14 protein-coding genes are annotated in these 20,243 nt (G+C 46.2%); 10 read left to right on the top strand and 4 right to left on the bottom strand.

The genetic code is table 11. From position 1 onward, the window contains the following. Positions 1–18: 18 nt before the first annotated feature. Positions 19–1,416 (top strand): tRNA lysidine(34) synthetase TilS, encoded by a 1,398-nt coding sequence (tilS, locus tag HG547_RS00470; RefSeq protein ID WP_169546794.1) that lies wholly within the window; start codon positions 19–21, stop codon positions 1,414–1,416. 50 nt (positions 1,417–1,466) lie between these two features. On the opposite strand, the gene HG547_RS00475 is transcribed toward tilS, so the two are convergent. Then, a complete protein-coding gene (locus HG547_RS00475; RefSeq protein ID WP_099457824.1) occupies positions 1,467–2,357 on the bottom strand; it encodes a GGDEF domain-containing protein in 891 nt (296 codons plus the stop codon). A gap of 171 nt (positions 2,358–2,528) precedes the next feature. Between HG547_RS00475 and HG547_RS00480 the strand changes: the two genes are divergently transcribed. After that, positions 2,529–4,475: a monovalent cation:proton antiporter family protein gene (locus HG547_RS00480; protein ID WP_169546560.1), complete on the top strand. Its 1,947-nt coding sequence runs from the start codon at positions 2,529–2,531 to the stop codon at positions 4,473–4,475. Positions 4,476–4,590: 115 nt separating this feature from the next. Here HG547_RS00480 and HG547_RS00485 read toward each other — a convergent pair whose 3' ends face one another. Then, positions 4,591–4,800 carry a cold-shock protein gene (locus HG547_RS00485; RefSeq protein ID WP_011071803.1) on the bottom strand — a complete coding sequence of 70 codons (210 nt, stop codon included), beginning with the start codon at positions 4,798–4,800 and terminating at the stop codon, positions 4,591–4,593. Positions 4,801–5,326: 526 nt separating this feature from the next. Here HG547_RS00485 and HG547_RS00490 point away from each other — a divergent pair. The 8 genes from HG547_RS00490 to HG547_RS00525 all read left to right on the top strand — a co-directional run bounded on the left by HG547_RS00490 (position 5,327) and on the right by HG547_RS00525 (position 16,130). Beyond that, positions 5,327–7,150 carry a DUF885 domain-containing protein gene (locus HG547_RS00490; protein ID WP_169546561.1) on the top strand — a complete coding sequence of 608 codons (1,824 nt, stop codon included), beginning with the start codon at positions 5,327–5,329 and terminating at the stop codon, positions 7,148–7,150. A gap of 191 nt (positions 7,151–7,341) precedes the next feature. Beyond that, a complete protein-coding gene (locus HG547_RS00495) occupies positions 7,342–10,617 on the top strand; it encodes an SNF2-related protein (protein ID WP_169546562.1) in 3,276 nt (1,091 codons plus the stop codon). Between the two features lie 121 nt (positions 10,618–10,738). Then, positions 10,739–11,497, top strand: a complete 759-nt coding sequence (locus HG547_RS00500) for a phosphatase (protein WP_169546563.1) — start codon at positions 10,739–10,741, stop codon at positions 11,495–11,497. A gap of 5 nt (positions 11,498–11,502) precedes the next feature. Continuing rightward, a complete protein-coding gene (gene rfbD / locus HG547_RS00505) occupies positions 11,503–12,501 on the top strand; it encodes a dTDP-4-dehydrorhamnose reductase (protein WP_248278667.1) in 999 nt (332 codons plus the stop codon). Positions 12,502–12,799: 298 nt separating this feature from the next. Next, a complete protein-coding gene (gene cysQ, locus HG547_RS00510) occupies positions 12,800–13,606 on the top strand; it encodes a 3'(2'),5'-bisphosphate nucleotidase CysQ (protein ID WP_169546564.1) in 807 nt (268 codons plus the stop codon). Between the two features lie 62 nt (positions 13,607–13,668). Further along, positions 13,669–14,589: a fructokinase gene (mak, locus tag HG547_RS00515; protein ID WP_169546565.1), complete on the top strand. Its 921-nt coding sequence runs from the start codon at positions 13,669–13,671 to the stop codon at positions 14,587–14,589. Positions 14,590–14,695: 106 nt separating this feature from the next. Continuing rightward, entirely contained in the window at positions 14,696–15,430 is a 735-nt protein-coding gene (locus tag HG547_RS00520) for a YdcF family protein (protein ID WP_248278668.1), read from the top strand. A 4-nt stretch (positions 15,431–15,434) separates the two neighbouring features. Next, positions 15,435–16,130: a DUF2982 domain-containing protein gene (locus tag HG547_RS00525; protein WP_169546566.1), complete on the top strand. Its 696-nt coding sequence runs from the start codon at positions 15,435–15,437 to the stop codon at positions 16,128–16,130. A 92-nt stretch (positions 16,131–16,222) separates the two neighbouring features. Here HG547_RS00525 and HG547_RS00530 read toward each other — a convergent pair whose 3' ends face one another. Together HG547_RS00530 and HG547_RS00535 are read right to left on the bottom strand one after the other, a co-directional pair. Then, a complete protein-coding gene (locus HG547_RS00530; RefSeq protein ID WP_047539196.1) occupies positions 16,223–18,520 on the bottom strand; it encodes an OmcA/MtrC family decaheme c-type cytochrome in 2,298 nt (765 codons plus the stop codon). A 421-nt stretch (positions 18,521–18,941) separates the two neighbouring features. Next, positions 18,942–19,931: a LysR family transcriptional regulator gene (locus HG547_RS00535; protein WP_169546567.1), complete on the bottom strand. Its 990-nt coding sequence runs from the start codon at positions 19,929–19,931 to the stop codon at positions 18,942–18,944. Positions 19,932–20,243: the final 312 nt, after the last annotated feature.

Consider the following 20,243-nt stretch of genomic DNA (forward strand, 5'->3'; position numbering starts at 1 on the left):
TTTTCGGTGGGGAAGAAGATGGCGGCGCAGGATTTAAGTGTTCATATAGCGCGATGTTTAGATAGCTTACCCCTCCAAGCGGGGAGCAAGTTAGTCCTCGCTTACAGTGGCGGAGTCGATTCCGAAGTGCTCGCCTACGGCTTAAGTGAATATGCTAAACAGCGTCCTGATTTACGCTATCAATTGATTTATGTACACCATGGCTTGAGCCCTAATGCCGATGCTTGGGCCAAGCATTGTCAAGAACGCGCGGCCCTGTATGGTTTACCTGTGACGGTAGAACGGGTGCAACTCGAGCTTGGTCCTCGGGTAAGCGTTGAGGCTGCAGCGCGAAAAGCGCGTTATCAGGCGATTTTAGCGCATCTTAATCCGCAGGATATCTTACTAACCGCTCACCATGAAGATGATCAACTCGAGACAATTCTGTTAGCCCTAAAACGCGGTCAAGGCCCTAAGGGGTTAGCGGCCATGGGGCACATTCAGCCACTCTCATTAGCAGGCAAAGGATCGTGCTTACAAGTGCGTCCTTTGCTTGATATTAGCCGCGAGATGATTGAAGCCTTTGCCAAAGCGCAACATTTAGTCCATATCGATGATGAGAGTAATCAAGATGATAAGTACGATCGTAACTTTCTTCGCCTCGAGATTATCCCACGCCTAAAAGCGCGCTGGCCAAGTATCGCCACAACTGCCAGTCGCAGTGCCCAGCTTTGTGCCGAGCAGCAAGCCATAGTAGAAACTGAGGTCAGTGAGCGTTTACCTAAGCTGTTAACCAAGGCGCCTGTAATTGGGCAAACCGTCCTTAAGCTGACGGAGTTAGCATCGCAACCGATTGAATGGCAAGGGATACTGCTGCGGGGCTTTATTGAGTCCCAAGGATTTTCACTGCCATCCTACGTGCAGTTGCAGCAAATGTTGCAGCAATTAATCCACGCTAAAGAGGATGCTAAGGTCCATATCCGCATTAATGACTGTGTACTGCGCCGCTTTGCCGGGATGCTTTATCTGGATAGTGGAGAAACCCTATCTACTGCGCCCCACATTACAGCGCGCGACCTACATCAAGAGATTCTGACCTTATTGACTCAAGCATCAGCAATGGTTGAAGACAAGATTGTGCCATTTGCGTTGGTTACCACAGGCCCTCGGCTGCGTTTACCTAACGCCGATGAAGTGGTGAGTCTACGTTATGGCTTGCCTGGGCAATTTCGCTGTCAGCCGCATTTTCGCGATAAGGGACGCGAGCTGAAAAAGTTATGGCAAGAATGCGCTGTGCCGCCATGGTTACGTACTGATGTAGGATTCGTGTTCTACAACGATAAGCTGGTGATGGCCTTTGGTCTCTGGGTCGAAAAGGCATTTTGTGCCCAAGGGGATGATATCGGGCTTAAGTTTGATGGGAATGCGATCGGATAGCAAAGTCTATTTGCCATGCTTTATCGCCAGTGAGCAGCATCCATGCTCGATTAAGACAGTTGGGCCGGGCTTAACTTGTAGCAATTACGCCCCGAGGCTTTGGCTTGATACAAAGTTTTATCAGCCTGCTCATAGAGTTGTTCGGCTTCCATCGTGTCGCTCGCCTCAGCCGCCCCAAGGCTACTGCTCACGCCAAATTGATGGAAGCTGGTATTGGCATTGGTTGCAGTGACGATACGCTCACACAGTAAACCCGCGGCATGAATATTACCTTGTACTATGACCACAAACTCATCGCCGCCGATGCGGAAAGCCTGATCTGTACTACGGATACTGCTACGGATAATGTCACCAAACTCCTTCAAAATATAGTCACCGCATTTGTGACCATACTTATCGTTAAGCTGCTTAAAATTATCCAAATCCAACACAATAAGTGACACCGTTCCCTGTTTTCTGTGAGCCCTAGCCACCGCGTTTTTCAGGCTTTGGCTGTAATAGTGACGATTTCCAAGACCCGTTAGGGAGTCAAACATAGCCTGCATCGACATTTCTTGGTACTGCATGGCATTCAGCAATGGTTGTAACAAGAGCGGCTCTATTTCTTGCAAGCTGATGCTCTGTGAGGGCGTTAGCGGCGTTAATAGTTGATACTGCAGTGTAACTGGTGTCCCACCGCAAATGATCTGCCGTTTAAGGCTAATCCCATAACGTTTACCCCAGCTTAATTTATATTGCTCAGATTGTAGTCGAACCCCTTGTATAGGCAGATGTTGTCCCAGCACTTTGCCGTAGCAGGCAAAGACTGTCCGCGGATCTAAACTAGCATGCAGTTGCTGGATAACTTGCACCAGATCCAACGGCGCGGATGTCGGGCTATATGCCTCTGTTTGATAGTTATATTCATCGGGATATAACGTGGTCGCTAAGCCAAAGTCCATTATGATTACCCCAGCAAATGAAATGGCGATAAAAACTGTTACCTTGGTTAAGCAATATGTGTGCCGTTATATTTGCCAATTAAATTTGTCTTTACTTGTCACTCAGTTAAGCTTAAAGCTCATCGTTATAATTTTTAACATGCCAGTAATTTGACAGGAGCTAGTGCGTTTATGGAACATGGTTTCTTGATTCAAATTCTGCTGATGTTAGTCATTGCGATCGTTGCGATTGCGCTACTTAGGCGTATCGGTTTGCCAGCTATTTTGGCGTATTTGTTAACAGGAGTACTTAGTGGGCCGAGTGGCTTTCATTGGTTTACTCAGCAGCAAATGCAGTCTGTCGCCGAGCTTGGGGTAGTGCTGTTGATGTTTACCCTAGGGCTTGAGTTTTCGGTACCCCGCTTATGGGCGATGCGCAGAACCGTGTTTGGTTTAGGCAGTGCCCAGGTGCTCGTCACCACTGTCTTGACTATGCTAGTGGCGTTAGCCTGTGGGTTGAATTGGATTGAATCACTAGTTATCGGCGCTGCAATTGCGCTTTCATCTACCGCCATAGTGCTTAAACTGCTCAATGAGCAGGGCTGGCTGAGGCGTCGTCATGGCGAACTATCTGTCAGTGTATTGTTATTTCAGGATTTAGCGGTAGTGCCGCTGCTGATTCTACTGCCATTACTCGGACAGAGTGATGAACCCTTAATGTTAGCCTCTATCGCTTGGGCGTTACTCAAGGGGATTCTCGCCTTCTTTTTCTTAATGGCTTTGGGGAAGTGGGCTTTACCCAGGCTGTTTGATGAGGTGGCAAGGTCGCGCTCAAATGAACTCTTTGTTCTTTCAACATTAGTGGTCGCCTTGGTCACGGGCGCATTTACCCAGTGGTTAGGATTATCGATGGCCTTAGGGGCATTTATGGCGGGGATGCTGCTTGGTGAGAGTCAATATCGTCGTCAGCTCGAGGCGGATATTCGCCCCTTTCGCGATCTATTAATGGGGCTATTTTTTATTTCTATCGGCATGATGCTAGATTTTGGATTGGTTATTCAGTTTTGGTGGCAAATTCTATTGGTTCTGCTCGCGGTTGTGTTTGGTAAGGCACTTATTATCCATGGATTATTACGCTTAGTGGGTGAGCCCTTTAGGATTGCGATTAGCACAGCCTTAAGCTTGGCGCAGGTAGGGGAATTTAGTTTTGTGGTACTCGCGCTCGCCGTTAGCTATGGGTTACTGAGTAATGAGATCAGTACTATGCTGGTAATGGTGGCGGTATTATCGATGAGTATCGCCCCTTGGTTGGTGCGTCACAGTGTGGATATTGCAAAGTGGTTATTGGGGATCCGCCAGTCAACGCATGTAGATGATGTCGTCCCCGTGGTATCCGACGACCATGATTTAGTGGTGATTTTGGGGTATGGGCGCGTGGGGCAAACCATTGCGCGTTTTTTAAAGACCGAAGCCGTGCCTTATGTGGTGCTCGATCTTGATCCCACAAGGGTTTCTGAGGCGCGTAGAGCTGGGGAGCCAATTTACTTTGGTGATGTGTGTAAGCGGGCCATTCTCAAACAGATTGGTATTAAGCATGCCAAAATGATAGTGATCACCTTTAGCGAATCCCGCAGTTTAGAAGACGCCTTACCCTTATGCCGGCAACTGGCTCCTGAAGCTAACATTTTGGTCAGAACCCGCGATGACAGCGAGTTAGACTTATTACAAAAGGCGGGGGCCAATCAAGTCATCCCAGAAACCTTAGAAGGAAGTTTGATGTTAGTTTCGCAGGTTTTGCATCAATGCGGAGTGCCATTAGCACGGATCCTCAAGCGGTTAGAGTCGGAGCGGCGTAATCATTATCAATTTTTACATGGCTTTTTCTCGGGTACAGAGACGGATTTCACTTTAGAATCTTTGCATGCAGTGCTGCTGCACCGCGGTGCAAATGCCGTTGGTAAGCAAGTGGCGGATATTGATTGGGAATCACTGCGGGTAGAGTTGAGGGCTATACGTCGTAATGGTCAAGAAATTGAGCATCCTGCATCGCATTGGGTATTTCGAGCGGGGGATATTCTCCTCATCGTCGGCAAACCGAGAAGAGTAGAAAATGCAGAAGCGAAATTACTGCAGGGCTAGTAGGTTTAATGAGAACATCAATCAATAGGATAAAACGCACCAATAAAAAATGCCGACACTGAGTCGGCATTTTGTCTGTAAACTTGTTGTTAATTAATCCCTTGCGGGAAGTTAATTACAGAACAACAACGTTCGCAGCTTGAGGACCTTTTTGGCCTTGTTCGACTTCGTAAGAAACCTTTTGACCTTCAGCAAGGGTTTTAAAGCCATCAGATACGATTGCGCGGAAGTGAACGAATGCGTCAGCGCCACCGTTATCAGGGGAAATAAAACCAAAACCTTTGTCTTCGTTAAACCATTTTACTACACCAGTAGTTTTAGACATGAATGTCTCCAAAATTTTCAAAAAAATAATTCGCAACAATGCGTGAAATTAGCCAGAAATAGAATTATTTACATTGATGATAAGTTATGAGTGGAAAGCTTCATGACAGCAAACAAATACCGGGTGCAGCGAAGGTTTTCAAATACATAATATTGCTTATAAATAGGTCTGACTCACAGGCCAGGACGCAGAATAGCATACTCCCACTTTTTGTATAGCTTTATTTTTAACTAGGGCATATCTATTAGGGGTTTTTAGTTCGAATATTTGATGGGGATAATTTTTTATTGTTTTTATTCATATGGATAGTGTTTGATTGTGTCACTGAAGCCAGATTGAAATAATTATTCCTGTAAGTTTAATCGCACTATAAAAAGTGGTGCTAAACATTTAGAAGGTGGCTTATTTATTTGTCACTTTTCGTTACGTTATTAAATTGTTGCCTATTTGTGATGGTGGTATTGTTTTTCGTATTGGGAAGTTTTCCCATCGAACTTTGACAATAATGACCTGTGGAGCATCAATATTGAAAACAGTATTAAAACGCATTGGGCTTGGCATTTTAGCCATATTGCTATTGTTGATGGCAGTTGCCGCCCATGAATGGTTTGCCAAAAAGCCATTTTTCTTTCGCGCATTTTTAGATAGAAGCGTCGTAAAAATGGCCTTTGAAAGTCCTGAGACGTTAACATCCTTAGGATTTTTAGAATCTGTTGGGATTACGGGGCATAACGCCCTGCTCGACGATGATAGCCCTGAAGCCATGGACAAAACCTTTACTCAAGTCCGTGCGTTAAGAGACACATTACTGAGTTACCAAGACGCTGATCTCGATGATAATCAGCGTATTTCGAAGGATATTGCATTGTATCTGGCGGATTTTGCCCTCGCGGCCGAACCCTATCGCTATCATAACTATACGGTGAATCAGTTGTTTGGTGTGCAAAATGGTTACCCAAGCTTTATGCAGGCGCAGCATCAAATCCATTCGGTTGATGATGCTGAAAATTACCTCTCGCGCTTAATTGCGGTGAAGACTAAGTTTGGACAAACCTTAGAAGGGCTCAAACTTCGAGAAGCTAAGGGCATTATTCCGCCTAAGTTTGTGATTGAGCGGGTGCTTACTGAAATGAATGACTTTATCAGTGCGCCAGTTGAAGACAATATTCTCTACAGCTCCTTTAAAACCAAATTAGCAGAAACTCAGATTAGCAGCGATGAACAGGCGCGTTTGCTTGCCACCGCAAAAACCAATATTGAAGCTTACGTGCAGCCAGCGTATCGACTCTTCATTGATTATTTTACTGAGTTACAGACTAAAGCAGGCACGGATGATGGTTATTGGGCTTTGCCTAATGGGAATGTCGCCTATGAACAGCTGTTGAAGTTCTTTACTACGACAAATTACACCGCCGATGAGATCCATGCTAAAGGCTTGGCCGAGGTGAGCCGTATCCAAGGTGAAATCATGACCATCTTGTCTGCACAAGGATACGATACAAGCCAAGGATTTTCGGTGGCGATTGAGGCCTTGGCCGCCGATCCTAAATTTTACTATGAAGACACCGATGCTGGCAGAGCGCAGATCCTAGTGGATTATCAAAAAATCCTCGACGAGATCAATGCCGGACTCGACAACGCATTTCGTATCCGTCCAAAGGCGGGAATGGAAGTGGTGCGTATTCCTGAATTTAAAGAGAAAACGGCTCCTGGCGCTTATTATCAGCAACCGGCGATTGACGGCAGCCGTCCAGGACGTTTTTATGCCAACCTCTTTGATATCAAAGCAACACCTAAATACGGCATGCGTACCTTAGCCTACCATGAGGGGATCCCCGGACATCATTTTCAGGTTGCAGTTGCAATGGAACTTGAAGGGCAACCACTTATTCGTAAGATGGCACCTTTTACCGCTTATATTGAAGGCTGGGCACTCTATAGTGAGCGTTTAGCTTGGGAGCTCGGTTTCCAACAAGATCCCTTCGATAATATTGGTCGTTTGCAGGCGGAGTTGTTTAGAGCTGTGCGCCTTGTTGTTGATACAGGTATTCACCATAGTCGTTGGACGAGGGAACAAGCCATTGACTATATGAAGAAAAATACTGGAATGTCAGATCGCGATGTGACCGCTGAAATTGAGCGTTATATTGTGATGCCCGGCCAAGCGACAGCCTATAAGGTGGGGATGATGAAGATCCTCGAACTGCGGGAAAAGTCGAAACAAGCTCTTGGGGACAAATTTGATTTGCGCGATTTTCACGATGTGCTGCTTAAAAATGGCGCTGTTCCCTTAGATATTTTAGAAAAATTGGTTGATCGCTATATTGCTGATAAGCGTCGTCAAGCCTAAGTTGAGGTGACTTTAGTTGGCACATCCCCGCAGGAATGGTCTGCGGGGATATATCCCGCTCACGTAAGTGATTCGTCTTCTGGCTTTCCCCACCCGGTTTCAATACAATTCCCCCTTACACGTTGATAAATGCCTTTGACAATCGTGGTTTATTGTCCGTAAAGGGATTTTTGAGTTTCAAGGTTTTGCTGATGAATCGCTTTCCCCCCCAAGAGCCCATTCAATTGACTCAAACGGCAATTGAGTCCTTATTCACGCCGCCGACCTTGATGCGTGCCCGTGATTATGTGATGCAGGGGAAGGTGTTAAGTGCAAAAGCCAATGCCGATTTTCGCCATATTGAAGGCTCGGTAGCGGGCAGTGAAACTTCGCCCTATCGTCAAGATATACGTTTAGTCAGCGTCAATCATAAGCTCATCATGAACGGTTTTTGCTCTTGTCCCGCCACGGGACATTGCAAGCATATGGCTGCGGTACTGTATAGCTTGCTCACTGATAAAACGGTTGAGGATCAACGAATCGCCCAATGGTTACATCTACTCGATGATGCCGATGATCCTCGTTTGAATGATGTTGAGTCCCTCTACGATGATCGGGTGCTGTATATCCTCTCAAAGGACGATAATGGAGTGTTTATCGAGCTTAGGCGCGGCAAGCTTGGGAAGAAGGGCGGTTATAACAAGGGTTCCAAAATTGCACTCTCGGATGTGCAATATTATATGCCTGCATGGATTGGTGCCGAGGATGTGCTGATCATCAATCTGATGATGTCTACGAGGCGCCATGGTGCATCGCGGCTCTATCTTAAGGCGCAGTTAGGTGCGGTTGCGCTTGAGAAAATGCTCGCGACCGAACGTTGTTTTTGGGAGGAAAGTCGCCTCGCATTGACCGCGGGCGATGCCATTACGCCACAGTTTATTTGGCAGGATATTGATAGTGAACACAAGCAAATGCGCCTTGTTTTGCCCAAGCGAGATAATTGGGAGCTTGTGCCAACCGAGCCTGCGTATTATATCGAACTCGATTACTTTCAAATTGGTCTTATCGACACCGATATCAGTATTGAAAAATTGCGCCTACTCAGCCAAATGCCACCCGTGCCTCGCACGCAGGTTGAGGTGGTGAGTCATAAACTGATTAAACATTTTTCAGCGCGCACAGTGCCGCTACCAAGTGCCATCAATTTTGTCGAACTACGGGATAAACTTCGGGTTCGGTTGAGCCTGAATATGCTTTCGGCGGCATCGACTCAGGCAAATGCTACTGTACCTAATACGACCCAACTCAAGACAACAGCGCCACATATTCAAGCTGTTGATATTAATCAGCCCTATGTGACCTTGGCATTTATCTATGGTGATGTCGTTTTGAGTGGTAATGCAGCTAAAGAAGCCTTAACCCTTGTGACCCAAGGCGGAACGACCTATCAAATTAACCGTGCGTTGGACGAAGAGCAAGCGGCGGTTGAGGTTCTGCAAACGCTTGGATTTACTCGTTTTGTATTTGATCTTAGCAGTTTAGCCTGCCACTGGCGCTTAGGTGCGTTGCCCGAGGCGATTCGGGAGTGGTTGCACTTTATCGAGGAAGACGTGCCAAGATTACAAGCCCAAGGTGTTGAGGTGTTATTGGCGTCCGAGTTTAGCCTTAAGGTAGTCGACACGCCGTTAACCGTTGAGCTGGATGACAGTAAAGAGGGCTGGTTTTCCTTGTCTTTGCATGCGGATATCAATGGGCAGCGGTTACCCATGTTGCCGCTGGTGGCCACTTGGTTAAAACAACACGGTGAGTCAGCCGATGATGCTGAGCTATTGCTACCCAGCCCAAATGGTGAGTGGCTTAAAATTAAAGCCAGTGTTATCAAACCCTTGATGAGCATTATTTTAGAGCTGTTTGAACAGCACCGCGGCAACAGTATCGCCTTACCTAAATATCGGGCACATTTACTCAATGAGTTAGCCCAGAGTGATATCAGCTTGCTCAATGGTGAGCGGGTGCGCCAACTTGCTGCCAAATTAGAACAATTTACTGGTGTTGTTGCGGTTACTGCGCCAACCCAATTACAGGCAAAACTTCGTTCCTATCAGCAACAGGGCTTAAATTGGCTATGTTTTTTAAAGGAATATCAACTAGGTGGCATTTTAGCGGACGATATGGGATTGGGTAAAACCATTCAAACTTTGGCATTCCTGTTGAAGCAAAAACAGCTTAAGTCCGCGGCTGGCCCTCATCTACCCAGTTTAATTATTTGCCCCACCAGTTTGGTCGGGAACTGGGCAAAGGAGGCGGCAAAATTTGCACCTTCGTTAACACTGGCGGTGATCCATGGCGCACAGCGCGGGCCGCTTTTGGCACGGTTAAGTGAGTTTGATGTGGTTGTTACTACCTATCCGTTAATGGTGAGGGATAACGATTTTTACCAGGCACAACCTTTTGAGCACATAGTGCTTGATGAAGCACAGCAGATTAAAAATGCTCAAGCTAAAGTCAGTCAGATCATTAAAGCGCTGCAGGCGCCTTTTAAACTCTGCCTTACGGGGACGCCTCTTGAAAACCATTTAGGAGAACTCAAATCCTTAATGGATTTTTGTTTGCCAGGACTCCTTGGGACAACGGCTTATTTTAATAAGGCATTTCGTTATCGGATTGAGCGTTACGGCGATAGCGAGCAGGCAAAAGTGTTGAGTCAACGCATTGCGCCCTTTGTGCTCAGACGAACTAAGACGGAGGTAGTGACTGAACTTCCGCCTAAAACCGAAATTTATCAAACTCTTGAGCTTGAGAAAGATCAACGCAATCTGTACGAGAGTATTCGCTTAAGTATGGAGAAAAAAATTCGAGAATTGTTTGCAAGCCAAGGCGTGGCGGGCAGCCATATCGAGTTTTTAGATGCCTTGCTCAAATTGCGCCAAGCCTGCTGCGATCCGCGATTAGTAAAACTCGAACAGGCACAAAAAGTTAAAAATAACGCCAAGCTTAACTGGCTTAGCCAAAACTTGCCGGAAATGGTGCAGGAAGGACGCAAAATTTTAATCTTCAGCCAATTTACTAGCATGCTGATTTTGATTGAAGAATTGCTGCAATCCTTAGAGATCGACTACAGCAAACTGACTGGGCAAACTCGGCTGCGTCAGGGGCAGATTGATCAATTCCAAGAAGGCGATACGCCAGTGTTTTTAATTAGTTTAAAGGCGGGCGGAACCGGGCTTAATTTGACCGCTGCCGATACGGTTATCCATTACGATCCTTGGTGGAATCCTGCGGCCGAAAGGCAAGCCACTGACAGAGCACACCGTATTGGCCAAGAAAATCCGGTGTTTGTCTACAAGCTTATCGCCGAGGGGACGGTCGAAGAAAAAATCCAAGAGATGCAGCAGCATAAACAAGGTTTAGCCGATAGTATTCTTGAAGGTAAGGGCAGTGGCGCATGGCAAGGTAGCGCCGATGAACTGCTCTCTTTATTCCACTAAGGTATTGTTGCATATCACCGCCTGTGGTCGTTGACTTGGCGACTCTTGTACAAGCAGAGCGGTAACAGATTGATGTTTAAAAATTCTTTTTACAATGCGAGTTAAAAGACAGAGGTGACCCATGCAGTACCCAGTCGATACCCATACCCATACCGTGGCATCCTCCCATGCCTATAGCACTATCCATGATTATCTTGCGGTGGCAAAACAAAAGGGGCTCCGCCTGTTTGCGACGACAGATCATGGCCCGGCCATGGCGGATGCGCCGCATTTTTGGCATTTTGTGAATTTACGGGTATTGCCGCGCATGATCGATGGTGTCGGCATTTTACGCGGCATTGAAGCCAATATTAAAAATCGCGACGGTGAAATCGATTACTTTGGCGATTATCTGTCTCAGCTCGATATCGTCTTGGCTGGATTCCATGAACCCGTGTTTGCGCCCTCGAATAAGGCCACCCATACCGAGGCGATGATTAATACGATTAAAAGTGGCAAGGTCGATATTATTACTCACCCAGGAAACCCCGCATATCCCATTGATATTGAAGCTGTCGTTACCGCTGCCGCCCAATATGGGGTTGCACTTGAAATTAATAATTCCTCCTTTGAAGTGTCTCGCAAGGGCAGTGAAGCAAACTGCACCGCGATCGCTAAGGCGGCTAAAGCGTTAGGTGCAACCTTAGTCATGGGGTCTGATTCCCATGTGGCATTTAGCCTTGGTGGATTTGATCGCGCCTTAAGTATTATCGATGCGGTTGATTATCCAAAGGATAAGCTGCTTAATCGCTCGCCCATGGCGCTGTTAGACTTTTTGACTCTGCGTGGGCATCAAACTGTTGTTGACTTTATACCGCACTTTCGCGATGAAGCAATTTGAGGCGCTTGAGCCAATCAATGCAGGATGTCACTCCTGCGCGACCAACAGTGCTCTTAACTGGCGCGCACAGCCAACTGGCGAAAGCATTAATCCGAATGCATCTCAATGGTGGATTAGCATTTAATCTCCATCCGCTTACGCATGCTGCCTTAGATATCAGCGATAAATACAGTGTGGCTGAGGTGTTTGCGCAGGTTAAGCCCGACTGGGTGATTAACTGCGCGGCCTATAATGCGGTCGATAAGGCTGAGACGGCGGTGGATGAGGCTTATCGCGTCAATAGCCTCGGCCCAGAATTATTGGCAACCGAATGTGCGCTCACGGGCGCGCGGTTAGTACATATTTCCAGTGATTATGTTTTTAGCGGCCTGCTTGCGGGTGTTGAGGCCAATGCCTTAAGTGAAACGGTGACACCTTCGCCATTATCCGTTTATGGCAAGACTAAGCTTGCCGGAGAGCAAGCGGTGCAGCGTATCTTGGGTGAGCGCGCGATTGTTATCCGTACCGCATGGCTTTACGGTGTCGATGGGCATAATTTTGTGAAAACCATGCTGAGGTTGATGGCCGCCACGCCTAATGCTCAGCCGCTCTCAGTGATAAACGATCAAATTGGCTCACCTACGTGGGTCGATACCCTCGCGTTGCTTATCTGGCAACTGATGCTAACGGGTGAGGCGGGGCTATTTCATTATTCAGGGCAGGGGCAATGCAGTTGGTATGAATTTGCAGTTGAAATTCAGCAGCAAGCGTTGGCTCTGAAGTTATTAAAGAAAGCCGTGCCCATCATTGCCATTGATAGCCTCAGCTATGCCGCTAAAGCGCTCGAGAAAGGCAATGTGCTGGCACATAGGCCGACTTACAGCGCGCTTAATAGCGATAAACTGCGACAGACGCTGGATAAGCACCATCTTGCCGCTATGCAATGTCCTGAAGTTTGGCAGGATTGGCGAGTGCAACTTAACTGCATGCTTAACGCCCTTATAACACAAGGTGCAAAACCCTAAACAGACGCCGTTTTTGTTACTCACAGGCAAGCGGATTGCCTTTGCCAGTATTCCAATCCTATGTGGTTTGTTTTCAAGGCGGTGAATACGAATGCAGCCTAGGGAATGACTCTTTTCAGCGTATCTTGCTTGGCTTAGACTCGACTTATTTAAAATTAAAGCCTGTTGCTTAGGACTTAAGCTTTGGTGTTTAAGCCCGCTTAGTCAATTTTGCTTGATGTATGACGAATTTGTTCTTAATTCTCAATGGCTGCCGATGGCATAATGCCGCAAAGCTGATTGAATAAAGGACGACTAAGTGACCGATAACACCACGATTGCGCTGCATTTTTCTAAAGCGGACTTGTTGCGGCTAGTGAATATAGCCCATGCAGCAGGTGATGCCATTATGGCGATTTACGCCCAAGAGCATATTGCTGTTACACAAAAGAGTGATGAGAGTCCTGTAACTGCTGCCGATCTTGCAGCCCATAGGGTGATTGTCACTCAATTAGCTGAGCAATTTGCGGGCATTGCTGTGATGTCAGAAGAAGCCGTCGATATTCCTTGGGATGAACGTGAGCAATGGCAGACCTACTGGCTTATCGATCCTTTAGATGGCACGAAGGAATTTATTAAGCGAAATGGTGAGTTTACCGTCAATATTGCGCTTATCCATCAAGGCGAAGCTATTGCAGGTGTGGTTTATGCTCCAGTGTTGAACACGACTTATTATGGGGCGAAACACTTAGGTGCATGGCGACAGGATGGACAGCAAGAACAGCCGCTTCAGGGCTGTAAGATGCCAAGACAGGTGCCTATAGTGGTGGGCAGTCGTTCGCACTTAAGCCCAGATGTTGCTGATTATTTGAACAATATTGGTCAACATGAAATGCTAAGCGTGGGAAGCTCGCTGAAGTTTTGTATGTTGGCAGAAGGTAAGGCCGATCTCTATCCAAGATTGGGGCCTACCAGCGAATGGGACACCGCGGCAGCGCAGGCGGTACTTGAAAGCGCAGGCGGAAAAGTCGTGTGTTATGACTCAGGTTTACCCTTAATCTACAATCAAAAACCTGACATATTAAATCCTTATTTTATTGCCACAGCGCCTGGCTGGGCAAAATAACGAGCAATCACAAGCGAGTCTGCGCGGACTCCTTGGCAGAACAATAGCGGAGAAGCTTATTCATGATACGCATGGGCATCGATTTAGGCGGCACAAAAATAGAACTCGTCGCCTTAAATGACGAAGGAAATGAGGTTTTTCGTAAGCGTATCAATACCCCTCGGGATTATCAGGGCACGCTTAACGCGATCGTCGATTTAGTGAATGAGGCGGAAGCGACCTTAGGTGAAAAAGGCTCAGTAGGGCTAGGGATCCCTGGTGTGATTTCCCCCTATTCTGGACTGGTTAAAAATGCCAACTCGACTTGGATCAACGGTCATCCCTTGGATGTGCATTTAGGGGAGCTGCTCGGCCGTGAAGTGCGGGTTGCTAACGATGCCAACTGTTTTGCGGTATCTGAAGCCGTCGATGGTGCTGCTGCGGGTAAATCTGTGGTGTTTGGAGTGATCATTGGCACGGGCTGCGGCGCGGGTGTGGCCATTAACGGTAAAGTGCATGCGGGTGGTAATGGCATTGGTGGCGAATGGGGCCATAATCCGCTGCCGTGGATGACCAAGGAGGAGTTTAATACTACCCGTTGTTTTTGCGGTAATCCTGATTGTATCGAAACCTTTATTTCAGGCACTGGCTTTGTTCGTGATTACAATGAGGCGCTCAGTCGTGCAGCAAGCGTCCAACGTGTGCCCGCTAAATCTGGTTCAGAGATCATGAGCTTAGTCGACGAGGGGGATGAGATAGCGATATCGGCCTTTGACCGCTATATGGATAGACTCGCACGCTCACTGGCTCATGTGATTAATCTACTTGATCCTGATGCGATTGTATTAGGTGGCGGCATGTCAAATGTCGAAGCTATTTACCCAAGATTACCTGCATTATTAAGCCATTATGTTGTAGGGCGCGAATGCCGAACACCGGTTGTACAGAATCTTTATGGTTGTTCTTCGGGCGTGCGTGGCGCCGCTTGGTTATGGGAAAAATAACCCAGTAACCTTAATTTTCACTCGTGACAACGCATCGCCTCGGCGATGCGTTTTGCTTTCTTTTGATGTTATGATTGCGCTCCTTTGGATTATTGGGCGCTAGCGCATGTTTTGGATTAAAAAAGTTGTCTCTCAGGCAATTATGCCTGTTCCATTTATCCTGTTGTTATTGCTGCTATCTTTGTTTATTTGGCGCAAACCGCGGTTAGCAAAATGGGCGATTGCCAGTGCTTTTACCCTTCTACTGTTATTAAGCAGTCAATTTAGTATCGATTATCTCGTGAAACCGCTTGAGACCCAATATCCCATTAATTCCACTCCCATTGCGGATACCTGTGTGGTGATGGTGCTGGGTTCTGCTCACTCGGATATTGAAGGTGCTACGGCGGTACAGTCCTTATCGGCTGTGGCATTGGCAAGATTAACGGAAGGGCTTCGGCAGCTTAAGTTAGGTCAAGATTGTAGTTTAGTCGTTAGTGGTTGGGGCGGCGAGCTAACCCAACATCCCCACGCTGAAGTGATGGCCAAGGCTGCGGTTGAACTTGGCATCGATGCGTCACGTATTATTGAATTTCCGCTCGCGCGCGACACCCTTGAAGAAGCGCACTATTTTAAAGAGCGCTTTGGCAATCAGCCTGTGCGATTAGTCACCTCGGCCTCCCATATGCCACGGGCGATGGCCATTTTTAGTGGTAAAGGATTAACCGCAAGTGCGGCGCCAACGGATTTTAGGGCCAGAGACGATTTTTATTGGCGTTTTACTGCTGATAACTTACTCGCCTCGCAACGTGCGCTACATGAATACATTGGCCGTTTATGGCTTTGGGTAAAACAGGAATAAAAATATGGCCTTAGAGTCTGATATTGTCTCGGTTCGTCCACTCTCTAAACGTAATGGTTTGACTTTAACTATTGTAGGTGCCTGTGCCTTTGTGTTGGGCTTTGGCTTGTTTGTGATACTACCTGAGCTATTTGCAGTGGGCTTAGTGTTTTTCAGTTTGGGTGCGATCGCATTGATATTGGGCCTTGCAAAGGTTTTCGAGCCTGACACCACATTGACTATGGATGAGCAGAGGCTGACTTATTTTCATCGTCGCGGCAAAGTGTCGATAAACTGGGATAATATTCAGCGGGTTGACATTCCAAGGGTGACTCAGGGAGTTGATACTATTGAGCTTTCCTATATTGGTATTAAGCTAAAGCAGTTAAATCCGATACTCGATAATATTTCATTACGGCTTGCAGCGGGATTATTGACTGAGCAGCGGCCGTTACTTGTTACCGCCGCATCACAGCAAGAAGATTTAGCGACCTTAGAAACTTATCTTGGTGCTGAATTTAGCCCTTTGGTGGTTGATGGTGACAGATACCGCGGCGTATTGGCGATGTTTGGACATCGCTGCGTGATGCTCAACACTCACCTTGGCTATCATCTTTATATTCCCCATGACAGTTTAGATCGTGAGCCGCGGGAATTTATTAAACTGTTAAGGCAGCGCATCGCGCAGAGTTCGACGCAAATCGATGCTACAACAAATTAACACTACTGATAAAAAAGGGGCCCCGATGGGGCCCCAATAAGTTGCAGAGAGGAAGTTTGGGTTGTGCAGGGGGCAACCCAAAGGTACTAGTACTAGTGTGCTACCTCTGCGTGTACCTTATCTATGCCATAAGTTTTACCTTCAGCATGGCAGGTCGCGCATGATTCTACTGGTAGGTTAGGATCAGTCACTGCATCCGCTTCTACAATCGCACCGTTACTTCTAAAGTGAGCTACTGCTGCTGCATCTGAGTGAGCGTGACAGCTGCGGCATGATTCAGCTACTGGGCTAATGTAGTAGCTACCCACTTTGATAGAGCGTTTTTCAGAAGTCAAACCACCGTCAGTTGCAAACAGTTTAGCGCCGTCTTTATGACATGCAGAACATGCTGTTTCTGGTGATGGGTAACCGAGCAATTCACCTTTATCGTCACGGAAGATGCCTGTGATAGAGTCAAAGTTACCACTGTGGAAACGGTGGGCAACGGTGAATAGGTCTTTGTTGTTGAAGGTGACGTCTGGATTCACTACTTTGCTTCCATCAGCGCCTTTGTAAACAACCGTTTTGTGACCTGAAGCACCCGTTGTATCGTTATGACAGTTCATACATTGAGTGAAGGTGTAAGTACCGTGTCTTGTTCCTTTAACATAGTCTAAGGTACCGTGACAGGCATTACATTTGGCTTCTTCAACAGTGATACGAGTTGGGTCAGACATACGAGCAGTGCTGACTGCGCTACCATCTAAGCTGAAGAATTTAACAGGAGAGCTGTTGCCAATTGGGTTAGTTGGCCCAAATTCAAGTCCTGTTGCATTACAGCTTGCTACTGCACCAGCCTTGATACAAACGTTAGCTTCTGAACTGACATACATAGTTCCAACTGCTTGTGCATCTGGAATATCTTTAACAAAAGTCAATACACCACCAGAAAGCGTACCACTTGCAAGGTTTAAGCTGATAGCTGTTGGTTTAACATCTCGCCACGCATAAACAGTACCATCGGTAGCAACATTACCCAGCAATAAACCGTTAGCAACTAACTTTCCTGTTGGATTAGTGGTCGCATTATAGGTTGCAAGGCTTGTTCCATCGGCAATGGGTGTACCATTGATGGTCACATTAGCCTTGATGGTTAATGTTTTCATACCTAAGGTGGCAGACGGTGCAACTGCTGCACTTGTAAAGTCCACTTTAAATAAGTTGGCGTATTCAGCGCGTTTACCAACACTATGAACAGCTTCTGGTGTTAGGCTACCACTACCGTGACAAGATTTACATTGAGTGTCGTCGGCTTGAGCTAAACCAAATTCTGAGTGGTTTTCACCAGTTGCGAAGTTGACATTGATATGGCAACCCACGCAAGCCTTAGCGTAGATATTGGTGTTATAACTTGGTGCACCATCGTGACAGGATTTACATTCTTTCAAGTCAGATGGGAAACCAATTTCACCAAAGTATTCTTTGGCTTCACCAGACAGATACGCTGCATTATGTTCACCGGCATGGATACGGTGGATCATTGGAGCAAAATCAAAGACCCAACCTTCAGCAAGTTGTGCATCGCTGGGTACTAGATCTGGGTTATGGCAAGTTACGCAGTTTTTAACGTCTTGATAATTATGGTGAGCTTCGATCTTAGCGATATGGCCATCAGTTTCACCGTGACAGTTTTTACATGCTGCACTCGATACTGTGTCTTTGCCTGATGCGGCTAACTCATCGGTCGCTGGGATAAAATCAACAGGTACTGAAAGTACTTTATCTGCTAAGGCAACGCCTTGGCTATTGGCGATATTGTATGCGCGTAAAAATACTCTGTGTACTGCATTAGGGTTATCATTTGGATTAATGATCGGTGCAGCACCATCGTAAGTCCAAGTGGCAGTGTATGTACCAGGGTTTGCTGTATCTTCAGTTAATTTACAAGCATTCTTAGTACCGTTAAGGCCGTTTAGAGTACAAGTTAATGAGCTACCCGCTTTGTTTGCCGTAGCATTGTTTTGCCATTGAATTGGCGCACCAGTGCCTGACGTATTGTCATTTGCCGTTAAAGAGTAGATCGCAATTTTATCGAGTCCCATAAAAGGAACATCTTTGCCTGCGCTCTTTCCGGTTAAGCTGAACTTAACACTGAAACCTTCGCTGCTGGTGACTTTGATATCAGCTGGGCTAAGAGTAAATTTCAGATCGGTTATAGATTCTGCGGTTTTAGCAAAAGAACCAGCGGGTAACCCTGGTGTACCAGGCGTACCCGGTGTTCCAGGGGTACCAGGTGTTCCGGGCGTGCCGGGTGCACCATCTTGCCCGTCTTCTCCGTCCCCGCAGGCGGTTAAACACAAGGCACTAGTGAGAGCTAGTGCCAGTAGAGATTTATTGTAGTTTTTCATCATCGCGTCCCTTTTTCTTTCTATAAGACTGCGTGTGCAGTGACTCTACTATAGGTCGAACAATCTACTTATAAAGTGGTATTTATAAGTTTGTATCTGATATGTGAACAGTGATTTAACACATCAAAATGGAAATTCTAAAATGTGAAATTAAGTATTTCGCAAATTAGAATCTGGCGGTAAAAGTGAGATGTGGATTGCAGAATGTTATTTTTGTTTTTAACAATTTGTTGAAATTAATTTTCAATTAATTTTACTTAAAGATACTGATGAAACATTTATCAAATGCTTTTTTACAGTGAAAAATAAAACAAAAACAACTATTGAGAATCATAGTGTACAGAGGGAGAATGCGCTGTATTTACTTAAATTTAACATTTGAAGCTTTTGTAAATAGTGGCACAAGCATCCATGCTTTTGGGGATTATTGACTGACTCGCGTATTGAAAGGCGTGAGGGCGGTTAATAATGAACTGACGACAAGTTCGCATTGTGTTTGACTGTAGCGTCGATGGCTTCGTGGCTTTTCTACGAGAAAATACTGTGGTGGCATAATCGTTTCATGTAGACGGTGTAACTCTGCGATGGGAAGCGGCGCTAGTTTTAATCCCGGCATATGTTTTACGGTATGCATATCAATACTCGAACAAAATGCCACACTTTGCATGGTGAGAAGGTGGGCATACCATTCTTCCCGATCCGTGACTCTTTCAATCGAGGGTAACAACAGCCCTTGGCGCTGACAGAACAGTTCTAGTGGGTCAATTCTGCTGTTAAAGCCCTTCAGTTCAATGCATAGAAATGAATAACGGCATATGTGCTCAAGGCTGATTTCAAGTTGGCTGTCCCAAAGGGAATGATGTTTCGAAGCAACGACATAGACATTTGAAATACAGCCTAAGCGTGTAACACTAAGCTCTTTGGATTCGGTCGGCTCTATTGTGATCCCAAAATCTAATTCACCTGCATGTATCAGTTCCGCACTATTGTCTTGCCACTTGTGTAGTCTTATTTGGCCTAATTCACTTATCACATCGGGTGAACTGAGCTGTGGTGCTAAGAAACTTAATAATCCATTACTTGCGGCTATATGGAGCGGTAATTCAACGTGACTCGCTGCATTTTGCAGCTGCATTGCAGATTGTTCTAGGTGATAAACCGAATCGGTGAATTGGCAAATAGCGACATACAGACTTTCAGCAAGAGGTGTGGGTTTGAGCCCCTGTTGGCGCCGATAAAATAGTTCATCATTAAAGGTTAACCGTAGCGCATTGAGACAGCGGCTAATTTTTGGAGCCGACACATTTAACGCTTTGGCGGCACTATTTGCATGTCCGTTATCAAAAATACTTTTAAATACAAGTAAGGTGAATACATCAAGTTCGCAGATTTGTTTTAGTAATTGATTGCTCATTTGGTCTCGCCTTGCGATGAGTCTGAGTCTGCAGTCACACAGTTTTGCCTAAGCATATCGATACCATTGATTAAGCAGCAAACCGTATGCACAAAATGCATTGTTGGTGGATTAGGTTAGCAGTTGTCGTACGGCTTAACTGTGATCTCAATCTTTAATTTAACAATTGGTTAACCAACAATGCTAGTCATTGGATTGTATGGTGTTTATTTAGGCGATTTTGGGCTGGAGGAGTAATTTAGCGAGCTCATCATCTTCATCAGAGTCGCTCGTAGTTGGTTAGAACAACGACACATCACTCGCGTGACGTAG

Origin of the sequence: Shewanella sp. DNRA4 (assembly GCF_012843185.1) — a bacterium.
In the GTDB taxonomy this organism is placed as follows: Bacteria; Pseudomonadota; Gammaproteobacteria; order Enterobacterales; family Shewanellaceae; genus Shewanella; species Shewanella xiamenensis.